A 24,879-nucleotide genomic window follows, 5' to 3' on the forward strand; every position below is an offset into this window, starting at 1 on the left:
GGGAGTTGCCCATCCGCGACGAATGACCTTCCCCCGATACGCATAGCCCCGCCGACCCATATCGGGCAGCGGGGCCGTGCTTGCAAGTCTTGGCTTCGCCTTACGCCTTCCGGGCGGCCTTGGCGGTGCCCTTCTTGGCCTTCGCCTTTTCGGCGGCGGACACGATCTCGATCACCTCGACCTTGCCGCCGGCCTTCTCGACGGCCTCGATCGCGCCCTTCGACGCGCCCGCGACGGTGAAGCTGACCTTCGCGGTGAGTTCGCCCTTGCCCAGCAGGCGAACGCCGTCCTTGCCGCCGCGAGCGAGGGCGGCAGCCTTGAGCGCCGCATGGTCAATAACGGCCTTGGCGTCCAGCTTGCCGCTGTCGATCGCCTTCTGCACCGCGCCCAGGTTCACGATGGCGTAATCCTTGGCGAAGATGTTGTTGAAGCCGCGCTTCGGCAGACGCATGTGGAGCGGCATCTGGCCGCCCTCGAAGCCATTGATGCTGACGCCCGAACGCGCCTTGGCGCCCTTCTGGCCGCGACCGGCGGTCTTGCCCTTGCCGGAACCGATGCCACGGCCGACGCGCATCCGGCCCTTGCGGGCACCGGCATTATCGTTGAGTTCGTTGAGCTTCGTCATTTCGTGCACTCGCTTTCGCTATGTTCGCGCTGCCCTCAAAGAGAGCGATGAGGCCGCGCCGATAGCGCAGCCGCCGAAAAAGCGAAAGAGGGGTTTCCCCCTCTCCCGCCTTAATCCTCGAGTGGGAAGGCTTAGCCTTCGACCACTTCCACCATGTGCGGCAGCTTCTTGATCGCACCGCGGACTTCCGCCGTGTCCTCCAGTTCCACTACACGGTGCATCTTGCCAAGGCCCAGGCCGATCAGAATCTTCTTCTGACTTTCGGGGCGACGGATCGGCGAGCCGATCTGCTTGATCTTGATGGTCTTCTTTCCTTGGGCCATGTCGATTACTCCACAATCGCTTCGGCGTCGGCCTGCGCGACTTCGACCGAGGCCCCACCGCGACGCAGAAGATCGGCGACCTTCTTGCCACGGCGCTGCGCCACCGACTTGGGGCTGGTCTGCTCGCCCAGCGCCTCGAAGGTCGCACGGATCATGTTATAGGGGTTGGACGTGCCGTTGGACTTGGTCACGACGTCCGCGACGCCCAGGCTCTCGAACACCGCGCGCATAGGACCGCCCGCGATGATACCCGTACCGGCAGGCGCCGAACGGACCGTCACCTTGCCCGCGCCGAAATGGCCGAGGCCATCATGGTGCAGCGTGCGGCCTTCCTTCAGCGGAATGCGGACCATCGCCTTCTTGGCCGAAGCGGTCGCCTTGCTGATGGCTTCGGGCACTTCGCGCGCCTTGCCATGGCCGAAGCCGGCGCGACCCTTGCCGTCGCCCACGACGACCAGCGCCGCGAAGCCGAAGCGCTTGCCGCCCTTCACCGTCTTCGAGACGCGGTTGATGTGAACCAGCTTCTCGATCAGCTCTTCGCCCTGTTCCTCGTCGCGGTTGCCGCGCCGATCGTCGCGACGGCCACGGCCGCCGCGCTCGCCACGGTTGCGGTCGCCGCCACGGCCGCGGCCACGGCCGGGACCGCGACCTTCGGTCTGCTCGCCGCCTTCGACGGCGGCGGGTGCGCCCGGCTGGGCCTGGATTTCGTTTTCGTCAGCCATGATCAGAACTCCAGCCCGCCTTCACGGGCGGCATCGGCCAGCGCCTTGACGCGGCCATGGAACAGGAAGCCACCGCGATCGAACACGACCTTGGTGACGCCGGCAGCGGTCGCGGCAGCCGCGACGCGCTTGCCGACTTCGGCGGCGGCTTCGGCATTGGCGCCGGTCTTGCCACGCACATCCTTTTCCAGGGTCGACGCGGCAGCGACCGTGCGGCCCTGCGCATCGTCGATGACCTGCGCGTAGATGTGGCGGCCCGAACGATGGACGCTGAGGCGGGGCTTGGCACCCGATACCGCCTTGAGGGCGGTGCGAACGCGGCGGCGACGCCGCTCGAAGAGGGAAAGCTTTGCCATCTTACTTCTTCTTCCCTTCCTTGCGGAAGATGAACTCGCCGTCGTACTTGATACCCTTGCCCTTATAGGGTTCGGGCTTACGCCAGCGACGGATCTCGGCAGCCACCTGGCCGACCTGCTGCTTGTCGATACCGCTGATCTCGACCGTGGTGTTATCCGGGGTCTTGATCTCGATGCCTTCGGGCACCGGGAAATCGACGTCATGCGAATAGCCGAGCTGCAGCTTCAGGGTCTTGCCCTGCGCGTTCGCGCGATAGCCGACGCCGGTGATCAGCAGCTTCTTCGAAAAGCCTTCGGTCACCCCGGTGACGAGGTTCTGGACCAGCGTGCGCTGCATGCCCCAGAAAGCGCGGGCGCGCTTGCTGTCATTGGCAGGCTTCACCGCGATCGCGCCTTCCTCGACGCTGTAGGTCACTTCGTCGGCCAGCGGAATGGCGAGGGTGCCCTTGGGACCCTTCACCGAAAGCTGCCCGTCAGCGATGGACGCTGTCACGCCCGCCGGCACGTTGACCGGCCTTTTGCCCGTGCGGCTCATCAGAACACCTCCGCCAGCACTTCGCCGCCGACATTCTGCTCGCGCGCTTCGGCGTCGGACAGAACGCCGCGAGGCGTCGAGACAATGGTGATGCCCAGGCCATTGCGCACGATCGGCAGTTCCTTGGAACCCGAATAGACGCGGCGGCCGGGCTTGGACACGCGGGCGACATGCTTGATCGCCGGCTGGCCCTCGAAATATTTGAGCTCAATGCGCAGGCCGGGATGTTTGCCGAGCGCTTCCTCGGAATAGCCACGGATATAGCCTTCGCGCTGGAGCACGTCGAGCACGCGGGCGCGAAGCTTGGACGCGGGGGAAACCACGCTGTCCTTCTTCGCCTGCTGCCCGTTGCGGATGCGGGTGAGCATATCACCCAGGGGATCGGTCAATGCCATCTCAAATGATCCTTACCAGCTCGACTTGGTGACGCCGGGGATCAGGCCCTTGTTGGCCAGATCACGCAGCTGCACGCGGCAGAGACGGAATTTGCGGTAATAAGCCCGGGGGCGGCCCGTCAGTTCGCAGCGGTTACGCACGCGGGTCGGGTTGCCGTTGCGGGGAATCTCCGCCATCTTCAGACGCGCGATCAGCCGATCGCTGTCATCAGCGGTCGTATCATTCGCGATCGCCTTGAGCTTCGCATAGCGGCCGGCATATTTCTTCACCAGCTTCTTGCGGCGCTCGTTCTTGTTGATCGAACTCAGTTTCGCCATGACTTAAGTTCTCTTCCTTTGCTTATGCGTTGGGAGAGAAGCGGGACCTGTTCAGGCCGCCTGCTTCTCTTCTTCCTGCGGGAAGGGGAAGCCGAAGAGACGCAGCAGTTCGCGCGCTTCCTCGTCCGTCTTCGCCGTGGTGGTCACGATGATGTCCATGCCGCGCACCTTGTCGATGCGGTCATAGTTGATCTCCGGGAAGATGATCTGCTCCTTGATGCCGAAGGCATAGTTGCCACGGCCGTCGAAGCTCTTCGGATTGAGACCACGGAAATCGCGCACGCGGGGCAGGGCGATGTTGATCAGCCGGTCCAGGAATTCATACATGCGCTCGCGGCGCAGCGTGACCTTGGCGCCGATCGGCATCCCTTCACGCAGCTTGAACTGCGCGATCGACTTCTTCGCCTTGGTGATGACGGGTTTCTGACCCGCGATCAGCTCCATTTCCTCGGCGGCGGAAGTGACCTTCTTCTTGTCCTGGGTCGCTTCGCCCACGCCCATGTTGAGCGTGATCTTCTCGATCCGGGGCACTTCCATGACGTTCTTGTAACCGAACTTGGCGGTCAGAGCCTTGGCGATCTCGGCGTCATAAAGCGCCTTCGAGCGCGGAATATATTTGTCGGCCATTACAGCACCTCACCGGACTTGACGGCGACGCGAACCTTCTTGCCGTCGCGTTCCTCGAAGCGGACGCGGGTCGGCTTGCCGTCCTTGTCGGCGACCGCCACGTTCGAAATGTGGAGCGGCGCGGGCTTGCGCTCGATGCCGCCCTGCGGGTTCGACTGATCGGGCTTGCGGTGACGGGCGTGCACGTTGATGCCTTCGACGAGGACCTTGTCGTCCTTCGGAAGCACCTGGAGCACGGCGCCGGTGCGGCCCTTGTCCTTACCAGCCAGGACGACGACCTTGTCGCCCTTCTTGATCTTGGCAGCGCTCATTACAGCACCTCAGGGGCAAGCGAGATGATCTTCATGTGCTTCTTGGCGCGCAGTTCGCGAACGACCGGGCCGAAGATACGGGTGCCGATCGGCTCCTCGTTCTTGTTGATGAGCACAGCGGCATTGCCGTCGAAGCGAATCACGCTGCCGTCAGCGCGACGCACGTCCTTGGCGGTGCGGACGATGACGGCGCGGTGCACGTCGCCCTTCTTCACCTTGCCGCGCGGCTGGGCTTCCTTGACGGAGACGACGATGATGTCGCCCACGCCCGCGAAGCGCCGCTTCGACCCGCCCAGCACCTTGATGCACTGGACGCGCTTGGCGCCGCTGTTGTCCGCGACGTCAAGATTGGATTGCATCTGGATCATGGATCCGGTTCCTTCTTATTTGGCCTACCGGGACAATCCCCGGCGGTTCCGAATTTCCTGCCTCGACCCGGAAGATTCGAAAGCACGAAGCGCGGGCCTGTAGCCTTTTCTCAGGGAAAAGGCCAGCCCCGCGTTACGTTTTTCGACCCAAAGGGCCAGTGACCAGCCTCAGGCCGCCTGTTCGGGCGACTTGTGCGTGTCCACGCGCTCGATGACCTTCCAGGTCTTGAGCTTGGAAATCGGGGCGGTCTCTTCGATACGGACCGTCTCGCCTTCCTTGTAGACATTGCCCTCGTCATGGGCGTGATACTTCTTCGAACGGCGGATGATCTTGCCGTAGAGCGCATGTTTCACCTTGCGCTCCACGCGAACCACCACCGTCTTGTCGGTCTTGTCGGAAACCACCGTTCCCGTCAGCACGCGCTTGGGCATCGTGTGATTTCCTTCTTACTTCGCAGCCGAGCGCGAGCGCTCGGACTGAAGGGTCTTGATCTGCGCGATCGACCGGCGGACTTCCCGCACCCGGCTGGGCTTTTCCAGCTGGTTGGTGGCCGCCTGGAAGCGCAGGTTGAACTGCTCGCGCTTCAGGTTGTTGAGCTCGGTCGACAGTTCGTCGTCCGTCTTGGTTTTGAGGTCGGCAACGTTCGCCACGGCTTAACCCTCCAGGTGCGAGGTGTCGCCGAGGCGGGCAACGACCTTGGTCTTGATGGGCAGCTTCATCGCGGCGCGCGAGAAGGCCTCTGCCGCGAGCGGGCCGGGAACGCCGTCCAGTTCGAACAGGATACGGCCCGGCTTGACGCGGGCGGCCCAATATTCGACCGAACCCTTGCCCTTGCCCTGACGGACTTCGGCGGGCTTCTTCGACACAGGCACGTCGGGGAACACGCGGATCCACAGACGGCCCTGACGGCGCAGGTGGCGCTGGATCGCGCGGCGGGCCGCTTCGATCTGGCGTGCGGTGACGCGCTCGGGTTCCAGGGCCTTCAGACCGTAGGCGCCGAAATTCAAAGCCGAACCGCCCTTGGCGTCGCCCTTGATCCGACCCTTGAAGGTCTTGCGGAACTTCATCTTCTTCGGTTGCAGCATGACGCTATACCTACCTTATTCTCAGCGCGCCGGGCGCACGCCGGAGGTCTGAGCCTCCAGCATCAGCCGGTCGGTGGCCATCGGATCGTGACCAAGGATTTCGCCCTTGAAGATCCAGACCTTGATGCCGCACACGCCATAAGCGGTGTGGGCTTCGGCTTCGGCATAATCGACGTTCGCGCGCAGCGTGTGCAGCGGAACGCGGCCTTCGCGATACCATTCCACGCGGGCGATCTCCGCGCCGCCCAGACGGCCGCCGCAGGTGATCTTGATGCCTTCGGCGCCCAGACGGAGAGCCGACTGCACCGCGCGCTTCATCGCGCGGCGGAACGCCACGCGGCGCTCCAGCTGATCGGCGATGCCCTGTGCGACGAGCTTGGAATCGATTTCCGGCTTGCGGATTTCGACGATGTTCAGCGACACGTCCGAAGAGGTGAACTGACCCAGCTTCTTGCGCAGCTTCTCGATGTCCGCGCCCTTCTTGCCGATGATGACACCGGGACGGGCGGCGTAGATCGACACGCGGCACAGCTTGGCGGGACGCTCGATCACGACCTTGGAGATCGCGGCCTGCGGCAGGTTCTTCATGATGTACTGGCGGATCTTCAGATCCTCCAGCAGCAGGCGGCCATAGTCGGCGCCTTCCGCGAACCAGCGGCTGTCCCAGGTGCGGTTGATCTGCAGGCGCAGACCGATCGGATTGCTCTTGTGACCCATAGTCTTACGCCTCCGCTTCTTCAGCTGCTTCGCGAACGACGATGCGCACGCGGCTGAAGGGCTTCAGGATCCGGGTCGACTTGCCGCGGCCGCGAGCGTGGAAGCGCTTCATGGTGAAGCTCTTGCCCACCGATGCTTCCGCGACGACCAGCGAGTCGACGTCCAGATTGTGATTGTTTTCCGCATTGGCGATGGCCGAAGCCAGCACCTTGCGCACGTCGACGGCCATCGCCTTCTTCGAGAAGGTCAGTACGTTGAGCGCATCCTCGACCTTGCGGCCACGGATCAGCGCCGCGACGAGGTTCAGCTTCTGGGCCGAACCGCGAATCTGCGTGCCGACGGCCAGCGCCTCATTGTCGGCGACGCGACGGGGAGCCTTTTCCTTGCTCATCAGCGCTTGCCCTTCTTGTCGGCGGCGTGGCCGGGGAAATAGCGGGTCGGGGCGAATTCGCCCAGCTTGTGACCCACCATGTCCTCGTTGACGGACACCGGAACATGCTTGCGGCCGTTATAGACGTTGAACGTCAGGCCGACGAACTGCGGCAGGATGGTGGAACGGCGCGACCAGGTCTTGATCGGCGCGCGGCCACCCGCGTCCTGCGCGGCTTCCGCCTTCTTCAGAAGGCTGAGGTCCACGAACGGACCTTTCCAGACGGAACGAGCCATCTCGCTTACCTCTTCTTCTTCGCGTGGCGGCTACGGATGATGAACTTGTCCGTCGCCTTGTTGTGGCGGGTGCGCGCACCCTTGGTCGGCTTGCCCCACGGGGTCACCGGATGACGACCGCCCGAGGTCCGGCCTTCACCACCGCCATGCGGGTGGTCGACCGGGTTCTTCGCCACACCGCGCGTCAGCGGACGCTTGCCCAGCCAGCGGTTGCGGCCGGCCTTGGCGAGGTTGGTGTTGGCATTGTCCGGGTTCGACACGGCACCGACGGTGCCCATGCAGTCCGAACGGATATAGCGCTGCTCGCCCGAGGACAGGCGAACCATCACCATGCCGCGATCACGGCCGACGAGTTGGGCATAGGTCCCCGCCGAACGGCAGAGCTGACCGCCCTTGCCCGGCTTCATCTCGATATTGTGGATGATGGTGCCGACCGGCATCTGGCCAAGCTCCATCGCGTTGCCCGGCTTCACGTCGGTCTTCTTGCCCGCGACAACCTTGTCGCCGGCAGCCAGACGCTGCGGCGCCAGGATATAGGCCTGGGTGCCGTCGGGATAGTTGACCAGTGCGATGAAGGCCGTGCGGTTGGGGTCATATTCCAGACGCTCGACCGTGCCTTCCACGTCCCACAGGCGACGCTTGAAGTCGATGATGCGGTAACGCTGCTTGTGACCGCCCGCGATGCCGCGCGAGGTCACATGGCCCTTGTTGTTGCGGCCGCCGGTCTTGCGCTTGCCTTCGGTCAGCGCCTTGACGGGCTTGCCCTTGTGCAGACCACTGCGGTCGACGAGGATCAGGCCACGCTGGGCCGGGCTCGTCGGGTTATAATGCTTGAGTGCCATTTATCTCGCGCCTCAAATACCGGTGGTGACGTCGATGGACTGACCTTCGGCCAGCGTCACGATCGCCTTCTTCACGTCCGTGCGCTTGTAGGGCTTGCCCTTCCAGCGCTTGACCTTGCCCTTCTGCACCAGCGTGTTGACCGCCTTCACGGTCACGCCGAACAGGGCCTCGACGGCAGCCTTGATCTCCGGCTTGGACGCATCGTTGGCGACCTTGAAGACCACCGCGTTGTTTTCGGAGAGAAGGGTCGACTTCTCGGTGATGACCGGGGCGACAACCACGTCATAATGACGGTTGTCGACGGTTGCGGCCTGCTTCTTAGCCATTGAAACGCGCCTCCAGCTTTTCGACCGCGGCGCGCGTCAGCACCAGCGAGTCGGCTTTCAGGATGTCGTAGACATTGGCGCCGACGGCCGGCAGCAGATCCACGCCGATGATGTTCGCCGAAGCCTTCGCGAAGCTGACGTTCACCGCGTCGCCGTCGATGAACAGGGCCTTGCTGAGGTTCAGCTTGGCGAGGTGGGCGACCAGAGCCTTGGTCTTGCCTTCCGCCACATCGAGATTGTCGAGAACGATCAGCGAGCCGTTCTTCGCCTTCGTCGACAGGGCCATTTTCAGGCCGAGCGCACGAACCTTCTTGTTGAGGTCGTGGCCGAAGGTGCGGGCGCGGGCGCCGTGCGCCTTACCGCCGCCGATGAACACCGGCGCGCGCCGATCGCCGTGACGGGCCGTGCCGCCACCCTTCTGGCGACCGAACTTCTTGCCCGTGCGAGCAACGTCCGAACGCTCGCGGGTGGCGCGGGCCGGGGCGCGGCGCTTTTCGAGCTGCCAGGTGACGACGCGATGCAGGATGTCGGTGCGGGGCTCGATGCCGAACACGGCATCGTTCAGCTCCACATCGCCAGCAGCCTGCGCGTCGAGGGTCTGTACCTTGACCTTCATGATTAGCCCTCCTGGCCTTCGGTCGCTTCGGGAGCAGCCGCTTCTTCAGCAGGCGTCTCGGCCGGAGCGGAGTTGCTGTTGGCAGCCTGCTTGAGGCTGGCCGGATAGGGAGCATCCGCCGGGCGAGCGACCTTGACGGCATCGCTGACGGTCAGCCAGGTGCCCTTGGCGCCCGGCACGCTGCCCTTGACGAACAGCAGGCCGCGCTCAACGTCCGTGCGGACGATTTCCAGGTTCTGCTGGGTCCGCTCGCGGTCGCCCATGTGACCTGCCATCTTCTTGTTCTTGAAGACGCGGCCCGGATCCTGGCGGTTACCCGTCGAACCATGGGCACGGTGGCTGATGGACACGCCGTGGGTTGCGCGCATGCCGCCGAAGCCCCAGCGCTTCATCGCACCGGCGAAACCCTTGCCCTGGGTGTGGCCGGCCACGTCGACGAGCTGACCGGCGATGAAATGATCGGCCGCGATCTCGGCGCCGACATCGAGGAGCGCATCCTCGGCGACACGGAATTCGACCAGACGCTGCTTGGGCTCCACTTCCGCCTTGGCGAAGTGGCCGCGCTGCGGCTTGGCGACATTCTTGACCTTCGCGACGCCCGCGCCGAGCTGAACCGCGACATAACCGTCACGATCGACTTCCTTGCGGGCCACGACCTGATTGCCCTCAAGGGCCAGAACCGTAACCGGAACGTGACGTCCGTCCTCCTGGAACAGACGGGTCATCCCGACTTTCTTAGCGATCACGCCTGTGCGCACCACCGTTACTCCCATAGAGGCCCGCCTTAGCAGCGGGCGTATCCAACGAAAAAACCGCTCCGGATCTCTCCTTCGCGGCCCAACCCCAATAATAGATCACCCCGTCCGGGTTGGATGCCGACCCCTGCCCGGGGAAGGCGACGGGGGACCAGGACCACGAGCCTTTTCCGGTTCACCGGAAGGGCCGTGCGGTATCCCTTGTGTCGTTTGAGCCTCCGCCTCGGCGGAATGCCCGATACCCTGCCCTTCTCACGAAAGGCGGGGACTTGCCAGCTTTCAGGCCAGCTTGATCTCTACGTTCACGCCGGCAGCCAGATCCAGCTTCATCAGCGCGTCGACCGTCTGCGGCGTCGGCTGCACAATGTCAAGCATACGCTTGTAGGTGCGGACCTCGAACTGCTCACGCGACTTCTTGTCGATGTGCGGGCCACGGTTGACCGTGAACTTTTCGATACGCGTCGGAAGGGGAATCGGACCGCGAATGAGGGCGCCGGTGCGACGGGCGGTTTCGGCGATGTCGCCGGTCGCCTGATCGAGCACGCGATGATCGAACGCCTTGAGGCGGATGCGGATGTTGCTGTCCATATTCCTGTACCGATGCGAAAGAGCCAAACCAAAGCATTTTCCAGTCGGGCGAAGCCTGACGATTCAGAAAATGCGGCAATCCAAAAATATACCGCCCCGCTATTGCCCTTCTAGCTCCTTCGAGCCGGAGAAAGGCGATCCGAGGCGGCAGAAATCCGAGCGGCGCGAATCAGACGATTCGCGCCGCTGCGGTCCTATATTACTTCGAGATCGTGCCGACAACCCCTGCACCGACGGTGCGACCGCCTTCGCGGATCGCGAAGCGGAGACCCGCGTCCATCGCGATCGGGGCGATCAGCTTGACGCCGAGCTTCACGTTATCGCCAGGCATGACCATCTCGGTGCCTTCGGGCAGGATCACTTCGCCGGTCACGTCGGTGGTGCGGAAGTAGAACTGCGGACGATAGTTCGCGAAGAACGGGGTGTGACGACCGCCTTCTTCCTTCGACAGGACATAGACTTCCGCGTCGAACTCGGTGTGCGGGGTGATGCTGCCGGGCTTGGCCAGAACCTGACCGCGCTCGACTTCTTCACGGCCCACGCCACGGATCAGCGCGCCGATGTTGTCGCCTGCGCGACCTTCATCGAGCAGCTTGCGGAACATTTCGACGCCGGTGACGGTGGTCTTGCGGGTATCCTTGATGCCGACGATCTCGACTTCCTCGCCCACCTTGACGATGCCGGTTTCGACGCGGCCCGTGACGACGGTGCCGCGGCCCGAGATCGAGAACACATCTTCGATCGGCATCAGGAAGGGCTTGTCGATCGGACGCTCCGGCTGCGGAATGAAGCTGTCAACAGCTTCCATCAGCTTCAGAACGGCGTTCTTGCCGATCTCGTCGTTGGAACCGTCCAGAGCCTTCACAGCCGAACCGGCGATGATCGGAATATTGTCGCCGTCGAAGTCGTAGGACGACAGCAGCTCGCGGATTTCCAGCTCGACCAGTTCCAGGATTTCCGGATCGTCGACGAGGTCAACCTTGTTCATGAACACGACGAGCTGGGGAACGCCGACCTGACGGGCAAGCAGGATGTGCTCGCGGGTCTGGGGCATCGGGCCGTCGGTGGCCGAAACGACGAGGATCGCGCCGTCCATCTGCGCCGCGCCGGTGATCATGTTCTTCACATAGTCGGCGTGGCCGGGGCAGTCGACGTGCGCATAGTGGCGCGCTTCGGTTTCATATTCGACGTGAGCGGTCGAAATGGTGATGCCGCGCTCGCGCTCTTCGGGGGCCTTGTCGATATTGGCGTAGTCGACGAAGGTCGCGCCGCCGGTTTCGGCGAGCACCTTGGTGATCGCCGCGGTCAGCGAGGTCTTGCCATGGTCGACGTGACCGATGGTGCCGATGTTGCAGTGCGGCTTGTTCCGCTCAAACTTAGCCTTAGCCATTTTATCCTACCTTCTAATCAAATCAGCTTTGGTCTGACCGCTCGGCCGCGCCTCGCGAAGGCGCGTCCATAGCAGCAAATTCACAGATTACCAGCCCCAAAACCGACCCGCTCACGCGGACCGGTCCGGGAAATCGTCAGGCCATCTTCGCCTTGACTTCGTCCGCCACATTCTGCGGCACTTCGTCATAGTGCGAGAAGATCATCGAATAGTTCGCGCGCCCCTGGGTGAACGAACGCAGCTGGTTCACATAACCGAACATGTTGGCCAGCGGAACCATCGCCTCGACGACCTGGGCGTTACCGCGGCTGTCGGTGCCCTGGATCTGGCCGCGACGGCTGTTCATGTCGCCGATGACGTCGCCCAGATATTCCTCCGGGGTCACGACCTCGACCTTCATGATCGGTTCGAGCAGCTTGATGCCCGACTTGGCCGCCGCCTCGCGCATCGCGCCACGGGCACAGATTTCGAAGGCCAGGGCCGACGAGTCGACGTCATGGTACGCGCCGTCCGTCAGATGGACTTCGAAGTCGATGATCGGGAAGCCGATGAGATGGCCCGTCTCGGCCGTCTCACGGAAGCCCTTTTCCACCGACGGGATATATTCGCGGGGGATGTTGCCGCCCTTGATCTCGTCGAAGAACTGGTAGCCCGAACCGCGCTCGCCGGGGATGACGGTGACCTTGACGCGGCCGAACTGGCCGGAACCGCCCGACTGCTTCTTGTGAGTGTAGTCGATGTCGACCTTCTTCGCGAGATATTCGCGATAGGCGACCTGCGGCGCGCCCACATTCGCCTCGACCTTGAACTCGCGCTTCATGCGGTCGACCAGGATTTCGAGGTGAAGCTCGCCCATGCCCTTGATGATGGTCTGGCCCGATTCGTGATCGGTCGAGACGCGGAAGGACGGGTCTTCGGCAGCCAGGCGATTGAGCGCGATACCCATCTTTTCCTGGTCGGCCTTGGTCTTGGGCTCGACCGACAGCTCGATGACCGGCTCAGGGAACTCCATCCGCTCCAGGATGATCGGCTGGCGCTCAGAACATAGCGTATCGCCGGTGGTGGTTTCCTTGAGACCCGCCAGAGCGACGATGTCGCCCGCATAAGCGGTGTCGATGTCCTCACGCGAATTGGCGTGCATGAGGAGCATGCGGCCGATCTTTTCCTTCTTGTCCTTGACCGAGTTCAGATAGCTGCCCTTGGTCAAAGTGCCCGAATAGACGCGCAGGAAGGTGAGCGAACCGACGAACGGGTCGTTCATGATCTTGAAGGCGAGGCCCGCGAAGGGCGCATCGTCGCTGGTCGGGCGGCTGTCGGGCGTTTCGCCGTCCAGCTTGACGCCCTGCACGTCCTCGATGTCCAGCGGGCTGGGCAGATAGTCGACCACCGCGTCGAGCAGCGCCTGCACGCCCTTGTTCTTGAACGAGGAGCCGCACAGCACAGGCACGAAGGCGTGACCGAGCGTACCCTTGCGGATCAGCTTCTTGAGGGTCGCGACGTCCGGCTCATTGCCTTCGAGATAGGCTTCCATCGCCTCGTCGTCCTGCTCGACGGCCAGTTCGATCAGCTTCTCGCGATATTCGGCGGTCTTGTCGGCGAGGTCGGCTGGAACGTCCTGATATTCGAACTCGGCGCCCAGGCTCTCATCCTTCCAGATGATCGCACGGTTCTCAACGAGGTCGACGAGGCCGACGAAATCCGATTCCGCACCGATGGGGAGATAGAGGACGGCCGGGGTCGCGCCCAGGCGGTCGATGATCGTCTGCACGCAATAGTAGAAATTCGCGCCGGTGCGGTCGAGCTTGTTGATATAGCACATCCGCGGAACTTTATACTTGTCCGCCTGACGCCACACGGTTTCCGACTGCGGCTCCACGCCCGCGACGCCATCGAACGCGGCGACCGCGCCATCGAGCACGCGCAGCGAACGCTCGACCTCGATGGTGAAGTCGACGTGGCCGGGCGTGTCGATGATGTTGAGGCGGTGATCCTTCCAGAAGCAAGTAGTCGCCGCAGAGGTGATGGTGATACCACGCTCCTGCTCCTGCTCCATCCAGTCCATGGTGGCGGCGCCCTCATGGACTTCGCCGATCTTGTAGGACTTGCCGGTATAGTAAAGGATGCGTTCGGTCGTGGTGGTCTTGCCGGCGTCGATATGCGCCATGATACCGAAATTGCGATAGCGTTCGAGCGGATGGCTGCGGGCCATGATGCTTCTCCGTTGCCGGTGCGCCGGCGGTTGGAATGACGAGTCTTGCGCGTGGCCCCTAAACCAATCCGTCCGCCATGGGTAGAGACCCCGGCGAACGGACCGAATTTTTGAGCGGATAACGAAGAACGGGCATCCGCCGACACCCGCCCTTTTCGCCTTGCTTACCAGCGATAGTGCGAGAAGGCGCGGTTCGCTTCCGCCATGCGGTGCGTGTCTTCGCGCTTCTTGACCGCATTGCCGCGGTTGTTGGCGGCGTCCAGCAACTCACCCGACAGACGGGCCGCCATGGTGGTTTCGCTGCGGTTGCGCGAAGCGGTGATCAGCCAGCGGATGGCCAGCGCCTGCGCGCGCTCGGGACGCACTTCGACGGGAACCTGATAGGTCGCACCGCCGACGCGGCGGCTGCGAACCTCGATGCCCGGCTTCACATTGTTGAGGGCGTCATGGAACATCTGAATCGGGTCCTTCTTGGCCTTCGCTTCGACAGTGTCGAGCGCGCCATAGACGATGGACTCGGCGACGGCCTTCTTGCCGTCCTGCATGATGCTGTTCATGAACTTGGAAAGGACGACATCACCGAACTTCGGATCGGGCAGGATGACGCGCTTTTCGGGGCGACGACGACGTGACATGTTTCTGGTCTCCCCTTCTTACTTCGGACGCTTCGCGCCGTACTTCGAACGGCTCTGCTTGCGGTCCTTGACGCCCTGGGTATCCAGAACGCCGCGCAGCACGTGATAGCGCACACCGGGAAGGTCGCGTACGCGGCCGCCGCGGATCAGCACCACCGAGTGCTCCTGAAGGTTGTGGCCTTCACCCGGGATATAGGTGATGACTTCGCGCTGGTTGACCAGACGCACCTTCGCCACCTTGCGAAGAGCCGAGTTCGGCTTCTTCGGGGTCGTCGTGTAGACGCGGGTGCAGACGCCGCGCTTCTGCGGGTTCGCATCCATTGCAGGGACCTTCGATTTGGCCTTCTGCGGTTCGCGGCCCTTGCGGACCAGCTGGTTGATCGTTGGCATGAAGCCCTTCACCTTTTTCAGTTACTTTACCGCGCGCACTCCCGTGTTCCCGCCGAAAGGAGAGCATTTCTCCAAACGGCAAAGGCCCCGGTGGGCAAATGCCCCCCCTGGAGCCGCAAGAGCACCCGGCAATGTTCAGCTCTGTGTCACCCTGCGAACGGCGATGAAAAGACGAGTCCCTGTCACTGCATCCCGCTGGGCTGGCGGGCCTATAGCGGCGGCGTCCCTGCCGGTCAAGCACGAGCCGCCTGTCCGCCAGCCATGCGAATCGATCCGTGGACCCTCGCTGGAAACCGTGAGGAATTTCTCCTTGGCGAAGGAACCGAAACGGCCTGCCTTCGTTTCACCGCGTTCAGACCTCGACTCGTCACGAGTCCGTAATGATGGATTCGTGCATGGGGGATTCTTTTTGCTAGCGGCCCCGATACCAAAATGAGAGTCGGATGGGGTCGCATTTGTCGCAACGAAGCAAGAAGGGGAAACTCTCCTTCCGGGAAAGGCTGGCCGCCTTCTGCCCGGAGCGGGAAATTTTCCTGCGCTCGGGCGGCCGGGTGAAGTTCATCCGCATTTCCCGGCGCGCCCAGCTTGGCGCTGCCGGAATATTGTCCGCCCTGTTCGTGGGATGGGGCGCGCTGACCATCGCCATGGTGGCCGACAACAGCACGGTCGCCCATGATCGCGCCCTGCTGGCGGAGCGAGGCAAGGCTGTCGCGAGCGAGGCCGGCAAGGTCGAACATTATCGCAAATCCGTGGAAGAACTGACGCGGGATCTGGAAGAGCGCCAGGATTTCATGGACGACCTCTACCGGACGCATTTCGGAGCGGAGGACAAGGCACTTTCAGATCGGGTGGTCGGCTCCCCGGATGCGGAGACCGGCAAGGGCGCATCGCAGGGCCGCAGTGGCGCAAAGATCGGCATGGCCCCGGAAACCGCGCCCCTGATGAAGATCGATGCGCGGCAACGGCGCTTCGCCCTGCTGCTCGCCACGGCGGTGGAACGGCGCGCGGACAAGGCAGCGGCGGCCATCCGTAGCTTCGGCCTCAATCCCGATTCGCTGAGCCGCAGCGCCGCGCGGGCGCAGGGCGGTCCCTTCGTGCCATGGCCGGGGGAACGGGACGATATGCCGCAGGAACTGGCGCGGCTGGCCAGCGCGCTGTCCCGCATGGAGTTTCTCGAAAGCAGCCTGATAGCGATCCCTTCGGGCAAGCCGACGGCGGCGCCGATGGAAACAAGCTCCTACGGCTATCGCCGCGACCCGTTCAACGGGCATGCCGCTTTCCATGCGGGCATCGATTTCCCCGGCCGCCACGGCCAGCCTGTATTGGCGGCGGCCAAGGGCAAGGTGGTCTATGTCGGCCAGCGGCAGGGCTATGGCAATGTGATCGAGGTCGAGCATGGCAATGGCCTGATGACCCGCTATGCCCATTTGTCAGGCTTTTCGAGTCGCGTGGGGCAGGCCGTCGCGCGCGGCGACACCATCGGGCGCATGGGATCGACGGGCCGTTCGACCGGCACCCATCTGCATTTCGAGGTGCGGCTCGACGGCCAGCCCATCAACCCCCGCCGCTTCCTGGAGGCCCGGCAAGATGTTCTCCAAGTCCAGCAAACCGCAAAGGCCCGCTTCGCCGGTATCGGCGACCGGGGCTAGGAACACGCCCTTCTCGCTGATCGGCGGCGATGTCAGCATCACCGGCGACCTCAGTGCATCGGTCGACCTGCATATCGACGGCACGGTCCGGGGCGACATCCGTTGCGCCGCGCTGGTGCAGGGACCCGACAGCCGCATCATCGGCCATGTCACCGCCAGCAGCGCGCGCCTTGCCGGACTGGTGGACGGCTCGATCACGGCGGAGGAACTGACCGTGGAGAACAGCGCCCGGATCACCGGCGACGTCACCTACAAGCGGATTTCCATCGAAGCGGGGAGCCGGATCGACGGGCGGCTGACGCACCGGGACGGCGAGGAAAGCCCGGCCGCCGACCTGAAGCTGATTGCCAGCGACAGCGCGGCCTGACCTTCAGTTCACCGGCGGGCGGCGGCGATAGCTGAGCGCCTCGGCCACATGCGTCCGGCCCACCCGATCCGCTCCGGCAAGGTCGGCGATGGTGCGGGCCACGCGCAGGACGCGGGTGTAGCCGCGCGCAGACAGCTTCATGGCGGCCGCGGCCTGCGCCAGCAATTCCCGTCCCGGCTGATCCGGCCCGGCCACCTCCTCCAGCCTTTCTCCATCCACTTCGGCATTGGTGCGCGTGGCCGTTCCGGCATAGCGTCCGGTCTGGATCAGGCGCGCGGCGGCGACGCGGGCCGCGACTTCGGCCGACCCTTCGCCGGGAGGAGGCAGGACGAGGTCGGCCGCCGTCACCGCCTGCACCTCGACATGCAGGTCGATGCGGTCGAGCAGCGGTCCCGACACCTTCGCCTGATAGTCCGCCGCGCAGCGCGGCGCGCGCGAGCAGGCCAGCGCCGGATCGCCCAGATGCCCGCAGCGGCACGGATTCATCGCCGCGACAAGCTGGACCCGCGCCGGGAAAGTGACGTGGGCATTGGCGCGCGCCACCGTGACCTCTCCGGTTTCAAGGGGCTGGCGCAGCGAATCCAGCACCGCGCGCTGAAATTCGGGCAGTTCATCGAGGAACAGGATACCCAGATGCGCCATGCTGACTTCGCCCGGCCGGGCGCGCAGGCCACCGCCGACCAGCGCCGCCATGGACGCGCTGTGATGGGGAGAGCGAAAGGGACGGGCGCGGCTGATCCTGCCGCCTTCCAGCGTACCGGCGACGCTCGCCACCATGGAGGTTTCGAGCGCCTCGCCGGGCGTCAGTTCGGGAAGGATGCCGGGCAGGCAACTCGCCATCAGCGACTTTCCGGCGCCGGGCGGGCCGATCATGAGCAGATTATGGCCGCCCGCCGCCGCGATCTCCAAAGCGCGCTTGGCGGTTTCCTGTCCCTTCACCTGCTTGAGATCGGCGACGCGGGCCGGCGGTTCCACCGCGCCCGGCTGGGGCGGCGATAACGCGGCTGTCCCCTTGAAATGGTTGAGAAGGCTGAGGAGGTCCGGCGCGGCGACGACTTCGACCTGCCCCGCCCAAGCCGCTTCCGATCCCTGCGCGACCGGACAGACAAGGCCCATCTCCCGCTCCCCGGCATGGAGCGCGGCGAGCAATACGCCCGGCGTCGGCGCGATCCGGCCGTCGAGCCCCAGTTCGCCGACCACGACATAGCCCGCCAGTGTCTCAGCATCGATCACGCCCATCGCACCCAGCAGGGCCAGCGCGATGGGGAGGTCGAAATGCGATCCTTCCTTGGGGAGGGCGGCGGGGGAAAGATTGACGGTGATCCGCTTGGGCGGAAGCGAGAGGCCGATGGCGGCAATGGCGTTGCGGACGCGCTCACGGCTTTCTGCCACCGCCTTGTCTGGCAGGCCGACGAGGATGAAATTCGGCAGGCCCGCGACAAGCTGACACTGCACCTCGACGCCGCGCGCCTCCAGCCCGAGATAGGCCACTGTCGATACCGTGGAAACCAAGAGCCCCCCTGCCCTTCCTTGGATGATGTTTCAGCCCTGATCCTCGGGCTGGCCCTTGAACCCCTGCGCAACGACATACCATTCGACGCTGCCCTTGCGGCTGGCCGGGGGCTTGGCGTGCTTGACGGTGGTGAAATGCTTCTTGAGCACGGCCAGCAGGTCGGCATCCGTGCCGCCCGCGAACACCTTCGCCACGAAGGCGCCGCCCTTGCGGAGATTTTCGACCGCGAACCATGCCGCCGCCTCGACCAGCCCCATGGTCCGCAGATGGTCGGTCTGGGCATGGCCGACCGTGTTCGCCGCCATGTCGGAAATCACCAGATCAGGCGCTTCGCCCAATGCCTCGCGCAGCAGGTCCGGCGCCTTGTCGTCCATGAAGTCTATTTCGAACAGGGTGACGCCCGGAATGGGGTCGGTCGGCAGCAGGTCGATGCCCACGACCTTCGCCTTGGGACTGAGCTTGCGCACCACCTGCGCCCAGCCGCCGGGCGCGACGCCCAGATCCACGACCGCGCGCGAGCCCTTCACGAAATGGAACTTCTCATCCAGCTCGATCAGCTTGAAGGCGGCGCGGCTGCGCCATCCTTCCGCCTTGGCGCGGCGGACATAAGGATCATTGAGATGCCGCTCCAGCCAGCGCGTCGACTGGGCCGTGCGCCCCTTCGCCGACTTCACCCGGATTCTTCCAGCGCCCGCGCCCCTCACATCGTACCTCCCTTCCGTTCCATCAGGCTGCGCAAAATGCCTTCGCGGATGCCCCGGTCCGCGACGCCCAGCCGCTCGGCGGGCCAGATGTCGAGGATCGCTTCCAGGATCGCGCATCCCGCCACCACCAGATCGGCGCGCTCGGTGCCGATGCAGGGCAGTTCCTGCCTCTCGACAAGGCTCATCGCGGAGAGACGGGAGGAAATGGCGCGCATGGACTGGGAAGGAACGATCAGCCCGTCGATCACATGCCGGTCATAGCGCTGGAGGTTGAGGTGGAGGCTGGCCAGCGTCGTCACCGTTCCCGACGTGCCCAAAAGGCGGATGCCGGCCTGTCCGCGCGGCAGGCGGCCCGCAATGGGGGAGAAAGCGTCCGCCACCCGCTCCCGCATCCGTCGATAAGCGGCCAGGCGTTCGGCAGAATCGGCATGGTCGAAAGCCTCGCTCTCGGTCAGGGACACCACACCCCAGGGCGCGCTGACCCAATCCACGATCTGCGGCGCGCCCTTCGCATGCGCGTCCACCAGCACCAGTTCGGTCGAGCCGCCGCCGATGTCGAAGATAAGCGCGGGGCCATCGCCCGGCTCCAGCAGCGCGTGGCAGCCCAGCACCGCCAGTCGCGCCTCCTCCTGCGCGCTGATGATGTCGAGCGCGATGCCGGTCTCGCGATAGACCCGATGGATGAACTCCTGTCCGTTGGCGGCGCGGCGGCAAGCCTCCGTCGCAACGGAGCGGGCCAGCGTGACATGACGACGACGGAGCTTTTCCGCGCAGACCGACAGGGCGACGATGGCGCGGTCGATCGCCGCGTCGCTGATCCGGCCAGTGGCGGCCAGCCCCTCGCCCAGCCGCACGATCCGCGAAAAAGCATCCACGACGATAAAGCCGTCCGACGAGGGCTTGGCGATCAGCAGGCGGCAATTGTTGGTGCCGAGGTCGATGGCGGCATAGGCATGGCGGTGAGGGGATGGATAAGCGGAGGAACCCCGCTTGGTCGGGGGAGGAATGACCGCAGCCTTGCTCCCATTGTCCGGACCGCTGCGGGCGCGCTTGCCCGAAAAACGGCCGGCCGGGCCGGAACTCTGCGGCGATGGGCGGCTGTGCTGCACCATGGCCGTATCTCACTTCATCAACGCCGGGCCGGGAGGCTCCGGTACTTGATCATGAAACTAGGCAGATGCGGACCAAAGCGCAAGACGCGTGGTCAAAGGGGCAGGAGCGCCGCGGCGATCCAGCGCTCCTCCGCTCGCAGCACGCCCCAGGCGCGGGCGGCGGCGCGGCTGTCCATCGCTTCGACGCCGATGCCGCGCGCCTCCAGATCGCGGACGAAGCTGCGGGACGGCTGACGCAGGCCAGATCCGGTCCCGAGCAGGAGAAATTCCGGAAGGGGATCGAGGTCGAACAGATCGCCCAGAGCCGCGACCGTCAGCGCCTCCATGTCCGGCGCGTCTTTCCATGCGAGCGCCCGCGCCGGACTGAGGAGCAGACCGCCGGGGAAAACATCATCCTTCACGCGAAAACCACGGCCGGAAAAGCCCGTCACGATGGGCCCCTGCCCGGCATCGTCGCGGCGCAGTTCCATCCCGGCACGCTTCTGGTTCAGGGCACGGCTCCATCGCCCGGAGCCGTACGCTCCGCCTGCGCCGGGAGGCCGCCGCCCTTGCGCTCGCCATGCTGGGGCGTCAGCCCGAGCGTGACGAGCAGCGATGCAGACACATAGACCGATGAATAAGTACCGACGAACACGCCCAACAGCATCGCCGCCGCGAAACCGCGCAGCACATGACCGCCGAACAGGAGCAGCGCACCCAACGCAAGGACCATCGTCACCGATGTCATGATCGTGCGCGGCAGCGTTTCGTTGACCGACAGATCGATCAGCGCCTTCATGTCCATCTTGCGGTATTTCCGCATATTCTCGCGGATGCGGTCGTCGATCACCATCTTGTCATTGATCGAATAGCCGACGATCGTCAGCACGGCCGCCACGATATTGAGGTCGAATTCCAGCTGGGTGATAGCGAAGAAGCCGATGGTCATCACCACGTCGTGCAGGATCGCCACGAAGGTCGAGACGCCGAACTGCCATTCGTAGCGGAACCAGGAAAAGATCGCGATGCCGATCATCGCCAGCAGCACGGCGAGGATGCCGTCGCGGATGAGTTCGCCCGACACCTTGCCCGACACCGTGTCGTAGCGGGAGAAGGTGACGCCGGGGAACTCCGCCATCATCGACTGCCGCGTCCGCTCCACCACCGCGTTGGCGGCGCCGGCGCCGCCCTGCTCGGGAAGGGGCAGGCGAATCTGGACGGTGCGGGGGTCGCCGAATTGCTGGAGCGAGCTTTCCCCCACGCCCAGCCGCGCGATGTTCGACCGCACCCTGTCGATCTGCGGCGGCTGTTCGAAACGCGCCTCGATCATCAGGCCGCCCACGAAATCGACGCCCAGGTTCAATCCCTTGTACAGCGTCGCCCCGACCGCCAGCGCGGTGAGCAGCATCGTGACCGCGAAGCACCAGTGGCGCAGCTTGACAAAGCCGATATTGGTATTGTCGGGGACGAGCTTCAGCAGTTTCATAATTGTCTCTCCCGCCCCGTCAGATGTTGATTTCGGTCGGGCGCTGGGTGCGCAGCCAGTGCGCCGCCAGCACGCGCGTGAAGGTCACGGCCGTATAGACGCTGGTGGCGATGCCGATCAGCAGCACGATGGCGAAACCCTTGATCGGTCCCGAACCGAGCGCCAGCATGATGCCGCCCGCGATGGCGTGAGTCACATTCGCTTCGAAAATGGTACGGCTGGCTTCCTTATAGCCATATTCGATGGCTTGCACCACGCCCCGGCCCCGGCGGCGCTCTTCGCGGATGCGTTCGTAGATGAGGACGTTGGCATCCACCGCCGTGCCGATGGTCAGCACGAAACCGGCGATGCCCGGCAAGGTGAGCGTCGCGCCCAATATGCCCATCACGCCCAGGATGACCAGCACGTTGATGGTGACGGCGATGTTCGCATAGATGCCGAAGCGGCCATAGCTCAGGAACATGAAGGCCGCGACCGCGACCACCGCGATGATCGATGCGATCAGGCCCGCGCGAATCGAATCCGCGCCCAGCTGCGGACCGACGGTGCGTTCCTCCACCACCGTGAGCGCGACAGGCAGCTTGCCCGAACGCAGCGCGATGGCGAGCTGGTTGGCGCTTTCCACCGTGAAGTTGCCGCTGATCTGCGCGCTGCCGCCCAGGATCGGTTCGTTGATGTTCGGCGCCGACAGCACCCTGCCGTCGAGGATGATGGCGAAGGGACGGTTGACGTTCTGCGAAGTCACCTGCCCGAACTTGCGGCCGCCCGACCCGTTGAAGCGGATGTTGACGATGGCCTGATTATTCTGGTCATAGCCCTGCGTCGCGTCGGTCAGGTCCTCGCCCGACACCATCACCTGCCGCTTGACCGCGATCACGGGGACGCGGGACGGGTTGTCGGGATAAGGCAGGACCTCGCTGCCCACCGGCGCGCGGCCTTGCGCCACTTCGGTGGGATCGGCGGTCGTGTCGACCAGCTTGAATTCGAGCTTCGCGGTCTGGCCCAGCAAATCCTTCAGCGCCTTGGGATTCTGGAGTCCGGGCACCTGCACGACGATGCGGTTGTCGCCCTGCTGCTGGATGGTGGGCTCGCGGGTGCCCATTTCGTCGATGCGCTTGCGGATGACTTCGGTCGCGACCTCCATCGCGCTCTTCACCGCATTGTTGATGCCCGCGCTGGTGGGCGTGATGACGATGGTGGAGCTGTTCACCACCTCGACATTGAAGTCGCGCTGGCCGGTGAGTCCCGCCCCCTGCGTCAGCGGGCGGATGCGCTCGACGGCGGCATCGACCTGCGACGGGTCGCGGATCATGAAGCTCAATTTCCCGTCGCGGCTGGAGATGTCCCCGATCGCGATCTTCGGGTCGCCCCGGCGCAGTTCCGTGCGGACCTGCTCCTCCATATTGGTGAGCCGTTGCTTCGCGACATCCTGGGTGGAGGCTTCGAGCAGCAGGTGGCTGCCGCCCGACAGGTCGAGCCCCAGGTTCACGCGGGTCTGCATGAATTTGGGCAGCTTCTCCACGGTGGCGTCCGGCAGGAAACTGGGCACGGCGCACAATATGCCGATGAGCAGCGGCAGCACGATCGCGATGACCGCCGAGCGCGAGAAGTTCAGCATGGAGCGCTCAGTCGTTCGCGGGCTTGGCGGTCATGGGATCGACCACGTCGGACAGCGTCCCCCTGACAGCCTTCACCTTCATGCCCGGCGCCAGTTCCACGTCGACATAGACGTCGTCGACGCGGACGACCTTGCCGACGAGACCGCCGCCGGTGACGATCTGATCGCCCTTCTTCACCGCGTCGATCTTGGCCTTGTGATCCTTCATCCGCTTTTGCTGCGGGCGGATCAGCAGGAACCAGAAGATCACGAAGATCAGGACCAGCGGCAGCATCTGCACCAGCATGGAAGCGCCGGATGCCTGCCCGCCAGCGGCCTGGGCAAAAGCTGGAGTTATGAGCATGATGGGACTTTCGCCTTGTTCTCTTGTCCAGCCGCGGGCGCGTCGGGCACCCACGGATCAAGGGCGGGCGGCTAACACAGCGGGACGGGCGAGGCAATATGATTAGGATATGGGGCGGATGGCAAAAAGCGGTGTGCGGGCCTTGCATGTTATCGCACATGCTTCTATGTGCCGCGGCTCCGGTCGGGACGTAGCGCAGCCTGGTAGCGCATCACACTGGGGGTGTGGGGGTCGGAGGTTCGAATCCTCTCGTCCCGACCAAAATAGCGAAGGAGATGGCGAAGTGTCGCCGTTTTCGCGCTTCTCCTATTTTTCCTATTTCCAGGGGGCCCCTGCGGTTTTTGCTGTCCTACAGCGAACCATATGGGATAAATGATTCGCCTTTCCGAAGAGAGGGGCGGGCGGACATGGATATTGCGGGGCTGATCGACGAGCTGATCGAGCGGGAGGGGGGTTACAGCCATCATCCGGCCGATCGCGGAGGGCCGACGAACTGGGGCATCACGCAGGCGGTGGCGCGGGAGAACGGCTATGCCGGGGACATGCGGAAGATGCCCCGGAGCGTGGCGGAAAGCATCTATCGCCGGCTTTACTGGGAACGCCCCGGCTATGCCTTCGCGGCGGAGGTCGCGCCGGAGGTGGCGGCGGAACTGTTCGACACCGGGGTCAATATGGGCCCGGCGGTGGCGACGGCCTTCCTCCAGCGGGCGCTCAACGCGCTCAACCGCAACCAGAAGGATTATCCCGACCTGGCCGTCGACCGGAAGATCGGCGCGAAGACGCTGGCGGCGCTGGGCGCGTTCATGGCGCTGCGCGGGCGCGCGGGCGAACGCGTGCTGCTGAAGGCGGTCGAGGCGTTGCAGGGAGAGCGCTATATCGCGCTCGCGGAAAGCAGGCCCGCCAACGAAGCTTTTCTCTATGGATGGCTGGCGAACCGGATCGGTTAGGTTAGGTTAGGTTAGGTTAGGTTAGGGAGAGCGGCATGGAGAAGAGACAGGAAGCGGCCGCGACCGCCGCCGCCGAGGCGACGAGGGAAGAGGACGACGCATGGGTCCGGCGGGCGCGGCCCGCCTTTCTCTACGTCATGTACGGGCTGCTGCTGTGGTCGATCCCGATGGGCCTGATCGCGGGCGTCCGGCCGCAGATGGCGGCGGCCATCGTCGAGGGAATGCGCGCCTATCTGGAGGCGCTGCCCGAGCCGCTCTATGCGCTCTTCGGCACGGGCTATCTGGGCTATACCGCCGCGCGGGCGTGGGGGAAGGCGAAGGGCGTGGAGCGGTAGAGCGGCCCCGCTCCGGTCCCGCTCC

Annotated in this window: 36 protein-coding genes and 1 tRNA gene; 5 read left to right on the forward strand and 32 right to left on the reverse strand. The window is 64.5% G+C overall.

Features of this window, described 5'->3' with window-relative positions; translation table 11 throughout:
• Positions 1-100 precede the first annotated feature (100 nt).
• The 25 genes from rplO to rpsL form a co-directional block, all read right to left on the reverse strand.
• Positions 101-625: a 50S ribosomal protein L15 gene (gene rplO / locus SCLO_RS10590; protein ID WP_066520410.1), complete on the reverse strand. Its 525-nt coding sequence runs from the start codon at positions 623-625 to the stop codon at positions 101-103.
• 131 nt (positions 626-756) lie between these two features.
• Positions 757-948, reverse strand: coding sequence for a 50S ribosomal protein L30 (rpmD, locus tag SCLO_RS10595; protein ID WP_066520415.1), 192 nt, complete (start codon positions 946-948; stop codon positions 757-759).
• Positions 949-953: 5 nt separating this feature from the next.
• Entirely contained in the window at positions 954-1,670 is a 717-nt protein-coding gene (gene rpsE, locus SCLO_RS10600; RefSeq protein WP_083949167.1) for a 30S ribosomal protein S5, read from the reverse strand.
• Between the two features lie 2 nt (positions 1,671-1,672).
• Positions 1,673-2,026, reverse strand: coding sequence for a 50S ribosomal protein L18 (gene rplR / locus SCLO_RS10605; protein WP_066520418.1), 354 nt, complete (start codon positions 2,024-2,026; stop codon positions 1,673-1,675).
• 1 nt (position 2,027) lies between these two features.
• On the reverse strand, positions 2,028-2,561 hold the full coding sequence (rplF, locus tag SCLO_RS10610; RefSeq protein WP_066520420.1) for a 50S ribosomal protein L6: 534 nt from the start codon (positions 2,559-2,561) through the stop codon (positions 2,028-2,030).
• Entirely contained in the window at positions 2,561-2,956 is a 396-nt protein-coding gene (rpsH, locus tag SCLO_RS10615) for a 30S ribosomal protein S8 (protein WP_062061165.1), read from the reverse strand. Before rpsH ends, rplF begins: the two co-directional genes overlap by 1 nt.
• Before the next feature lie 12 nt (positions 2,957-2,968).
• On the reverse strand, positions 2,969-3,274 hold the full coding sequence (rpsN, locus tag SCLO_RS10620) for a 30S ribosomal protein S14 (protein WP_007686564.1): 306 nt from the start codon (positions 3,272-3,274) through the stop codon (positions 2,969-2,971).
• A gap of 51 nt (positions 3,275-3,325) precedes the next feature.
• Positions 3,326-3,901, reverse strand: coding sequence for a 50S ribosomal protein L5 (gene rplE, locus SCLO_RS10625; RefSeq protein ID WP_066520424.1), 576 nt, complete (start codon positions 3,899-3,901; stop codon positions 3,326-3,328).
• Complete coding sequence (rplX, locus tag SCLO_RS10630; protein WP_066520425.1) at positions 3,901-4,212, reverse strand: 50S ribosomal protein L24; 312 nt, start codon at positions 4,210-4,212, stop codon at positions 3,901-3,903. Before rplX ends, rplE begins: the two co-directional genes overlap by 1 nt.
• Positions 4,212-4,580: a 50S ribosomal protein L14 gene (rplN, locus tag SCLO_RS10635; RefSeq protein WP_066520431.1), complete on the reverse strand. Its 369-nt coding sequence runs from the start codon at positions 4,578-4,580 to the stop codon at positions 4,212-4,214. Before rplN ends, rplX begins: the two co-directional genes overlap by 1 nt.
• A 168-nt stretch (positions 4,581-4,748) precedes the next feature.
• On the reverse strand, positions 4,749-5,012 hold the full coding sequence (rpsQ, locus tag SCLO_RS10640) for a 30S ribosomal protein S17 (protein ID WP_021244953.1): 264 nt from the start codon (positions 5,010-5,012) through the stop codon (positions 4,749-4,751).
• 15 nt (positions 5,013-5,027) lie between these two features.
• Complete coding sequence (rpmC, locus tag SCLO_RS10645) at positions 5,028-5,231, reverse strand: 50S ribosomal protein L29 (protein ID WP_013847759.1); 204 nt, start codon at positions 5,229-5,231, stop codon at positions 5,028-5,030.
• A gap of 3 nt (positions 5,232-5,234) precedes the next feature.
• Complete coding sequence (rplP, locus tag SCLO_RS10650) at positions 5,235-5,666, reverse strand: 50S ribosomal protein L16 (RefSeq protein WP_007686573.1); 432 nt, start codon at positions 5,664-5,666, stop codon at positions 5,235-5,237.
• 21 nt (positions 5,667-5,687) lie between these two features.
• Positions 5,688-6,383 carry a 30S ribosomal protein S3 gene (rpsC, locus tag SCLO_RS10655; protein WP_066520433.1) on the reverse strand — a complete coding sequence of 232 codons (696 nt, stop codon included), beginning with the start codon at positions 6,381-6,383 and terminating at the stop codon, positions 5,688-5,690.
• A gap of 4 nt (positions 6,384-6,387) precedes the next feature.
• Entirely contained in the window at positions 6,388-6,774 is a 387-nt protein-coding gene (rplV, locus tag SCLO_RS10660) for a 50S ribosomal protein L22 (RefSeq protein ID WP_066520436.1), read from the reverse strand.
• Positions 6,774-7,049: a 30S ribosomal protein S19 gene (rpsS, locus tag SCLO_RS10665; protein WP_021244948.1), complete on the reverse strand. Its 276-nt coding sequence runs from the start codon at positions 7,047-7,049 to the stop codon at positions 6,774-6,776. Before rpsS ends, rplV begins: the two co-directional genes overlap by 1 nt.
• 5 nt (positions 7,050-7,054) lie before the next feature.
• Positions 7,055-7,891: a 50S ribosomal protein L2 gene (rplB, locus tag SCLO_RS10670; protein ID WP_066520438.1), complete on the reverse strand. Its 837-nt coding sequence runs from the start codon at positions 7,889-7,891 to the stop codon at positions 7,055-7,057.
• Positions 7,892-7,903: 12 nt separating this feature from the next.
• Positions 7,904-8,218: a 50S ribosomal protein L23 gene (locus tag SCLO_RS10675; protein WP_066520440.1), complete on the reverse strand. Its 315-nt coding sequence runs from the start codon at positions 8,216-8,218 to the stop codon at positions 7,904-7,906.
• Positions 8,211-8,834: a 50S ribosomal protein L4 gene (gene rplD, locus SCLO_RS10680; protein ID WP_066520443.1), complete on the reverse strand. Its 624-nt coding sequence runs from the start codon at positions 8,832-8,834 to the stop codon at positions 8,211-8,213. The genes SCLO_RS10675 and rplD overlap by 8 nt, the downstream gene beginning before the upstream one ends.
• A 2-nt stretch (positions 8,835-8,836) precedes the next feature.
• On the reverse strand, positions 8,837-9,592 hold the full coding sequence (rplC, locus tag SCLO_RS10685) for a 50S ribosomal protein L3 (RefSeq protein WP_083949171.1): 756 nt from the start codon (positions 9,590-9,592) through the stop codon (positions 8,837-8,839).
• Positions 9,593-9,868: 276 nt separating this feature from the next.
• Positions 9,869-10,177, reverse strand: coding sequence for a 30S ribosomal protein S10 (gene rpsJ / locus SCLO_RS10690; protein WP_004208724.1), 309 nt, complete (start codon positions 10,175-10,177; stop codon positions 9,869-9,871).
• Positions 10,178-10,376: 199 nt separating this feature from the next.
• Entirely contained in the window at positions 10,377-11,567 is a 1,191-nt protein-coding gene (gene tuf, locus SCLO_RS10695) for an elongation factor Tu (RefSeq protein ID WP_066520453.1), read from the reverse strand.
• Positions 11,568-11,703: 136 nt separating this feature from the next.
• The gene (gene fusA / locus SCLO_RS10700; RefSeq protein ID WP_066520456.1) at positions 11,704-13,776 is read right to left on the reverse strand and encodes an elongation factor G; all 2,073 of its coding nucleotides are present in this window, start codon (positions 13,774-13,776) and stop codon (positions 11,704-11,706) included.
• Positions 13,777-13,940: 164 nt separating this feature from the next.
• Entirely contained in the window at positions 13,941-14,411 is a 471-nt protein-coding gene (gene rpsG, locus SCLO_RS10705) for a 30S ribosomal protein S7 (protein ID WP_021244941.1), read from the reverse strand.
• Positions 14,412-14,429: 18 nt separating this feature from the next.
• Positions 14,430-14,801, reverse strand: a complete 372-nt coding sequence (gene rpsL / locus SCLO_RS10710) for a 30S ribosomal protein S12 (protein WP_026002556.1) — start codon at positions 14,799-14,801, stop codon at positions 14,430-14,432.
• 455 nt (positions 14,802-15,256) lie between these two features.
• Between rpsL and SCLO_RS10715 the strand changes: the two genes are divergently transcribed.
• Both SCLO_RS10715 and SCLO_RS10720 read left to right on the forward strand, forming a co-directional pair.
• The gene (locus SCLO_RS10715; RefSeq protein WP_066520506.1) at positions 15,257-16,450 is read left to right on the forward strand and encodes a M23 family metallopeptidase; all 1,194 of its coding nucleotides are present in this window, start codon (positions 15,257-15,259) and stop codon (positions 16,448-16,450) included.
• On the forward strand, positions 16,389-16,817 hold the full coding sequence (locus SCLO_RS10720) for a bactofilin family protein (RefSeq protein ID WP_066520458.1): 429 nt from the start codon (positions 16,389-16,391) through the stop codon (positions 16,815-16,817). The genes SCLO_RS10715 and SCLO_RS10720 overlap by 62 nt, the downstream gene beginning before the upstream one ends.
• 3 nt (positions 16,818-16,820) lie before the next feature.
• Here SCLO_RS10720 and SCLO_RS10725 read toward each other — a convergent pair whose 3' ends face one another.
• From SCLO_RS10725 to yajC, 7 genes are all read right to left on the reverse strand, one after another.
• Positions 16,821-18,329, reverse strand: coding sequence for a YifB family Mg chelatase-like AAA ATPase (locus SCLO_RS10725; protein WP_066520465.1), 1,509 nt, complete (start codon positions 18,327-18,329; stop codon positions 16,821-16,823).
• Between the two features lie 30 nt (positions 18,330-18,359).
• Positions 18,360-19,034, reverse strand: coding sequence for an RlmE family RNA methyltransferase (locus tag SCLO_RS10730; protein ID WP_066520467.1), 675 nt, complete (start codon positions 19,032-19,034; stop codon positions 18,360-18,362).
• A complete protein-coding gene (locus SCLO_RS10735; RefSeq protein WP_066520470.1) occupies positions 19,031-20,146 on the reverse strand; it encodes a Ppx/GppA phosphatase family protein in 1,116 nt (371 codons plus the stop codon). The genes SCLO_RS10730 and SCLO_RS10735 overlap by 4 nt, the downstream gene beginning before the upstream one ends.
• Before the next feature lie 92 nt (positions 20,147-20,238).
• On the reverse strand, positions 20,239-20,547 hold the full coding sequence (locus SCLO_RS10740) for an MTH938/NDUFAF3 family protein (protein WP_066520508.1): 309 nt from the start codon (positions 20,545-20,547) through the stop codon (positions 20,239-20,241).
• Positions 20,548-20,633: 86 nt separating this feature from the next.
• Positions 20,634-21,611 carry a protein translocase subunit SecF gene (secF, locus tag SCLO_RS10745; RefSeq protein WP_066520472.1) on the reverse strand — a complete coding sequence of 326 codons (978 nt, stop codon included), beginning with the start codon at positions 21,609-21,611 and terminating at the stop codon, positions 20,634-20,636.
• Positions 21,612-21,630: 19 nt separating this feature from the next.
• On the reverse strand, positions 21,631-23,229 hold the full coding sequence (gene secD / locus SCLO_RS10750; RefSeq protein ID WP_066520474.1) for a protein translocase subunit SecD: 1,599 nt from the start codon (positions 23,227-23,229) through the stop codon (positions 21,631-21,633).
• A 7-nt stretch (positions 23,230-23,236) separates the two neighbouring features.
• A complete protein-coding gene (gene yajC / locus SCLO_RS10755) occupies positions 23,237-23,572 on the reverse strand; it encodes a preprotein translocase subunit YajC (protein WP_066520476.1) in 336 nt (111 codons plus the stop codon).
• Between the two features lie 184 nt (positions 23,573-23,756).
• Here yajC and SCLO_RS10760 point away from each other — a divergent pair.
• The 3 genes from SCLO_RS10760 to SCLO_RS10770 all read left to right on the forward strand — a co-directional run bounded on the left by SCLO_RS10760 (position 23,757) and on the right by SCLO_RS10770 (position 24,854).
• Positions 23,757-23,833 (forward strand) — tRNA-Pro (locus tag SCLO_RS10760).
• A 146-nt stretch (positions 23,834-23,979) separates the two neighbouring features.
• A complete protein-coding gene (locus tag SCLO_RS10765) occupies positions 23,980-24,519 on the forward strand; it encodes a glycoside hydrolase family 108 protein (RefSeq protein WP_066520477.1) in 540 nt (179 codons plus the stop codon).
• 35 nt (positions 24,520-24,554) lie between these two features.
• The gene (locus tag SCLO_RS10770) at positions 24,555-24,854 is read left to right on the forward strand and encodes a 3TM-type holin (RefSeq protein ID WP_066520478.1); all 300 of its coding nucleotides are present in this window, start codon (positions 24,555-24,557) and stop codon (positions 24,852-24,854) included.
• The last annotated feature ends 25 nt before the right edge of the window (positions 24,855-24,879 follow it).

This window comes from Sphingobium cloacae (assembly GCF_002355855.1).
GTDB classification, from domain to species: Bacteria; Pseudomonadota; Alphaproteobacteria; order Sphingomonadales; family Sphingomonadaceae; genus Sphingobium; species Sphingobium cloacae.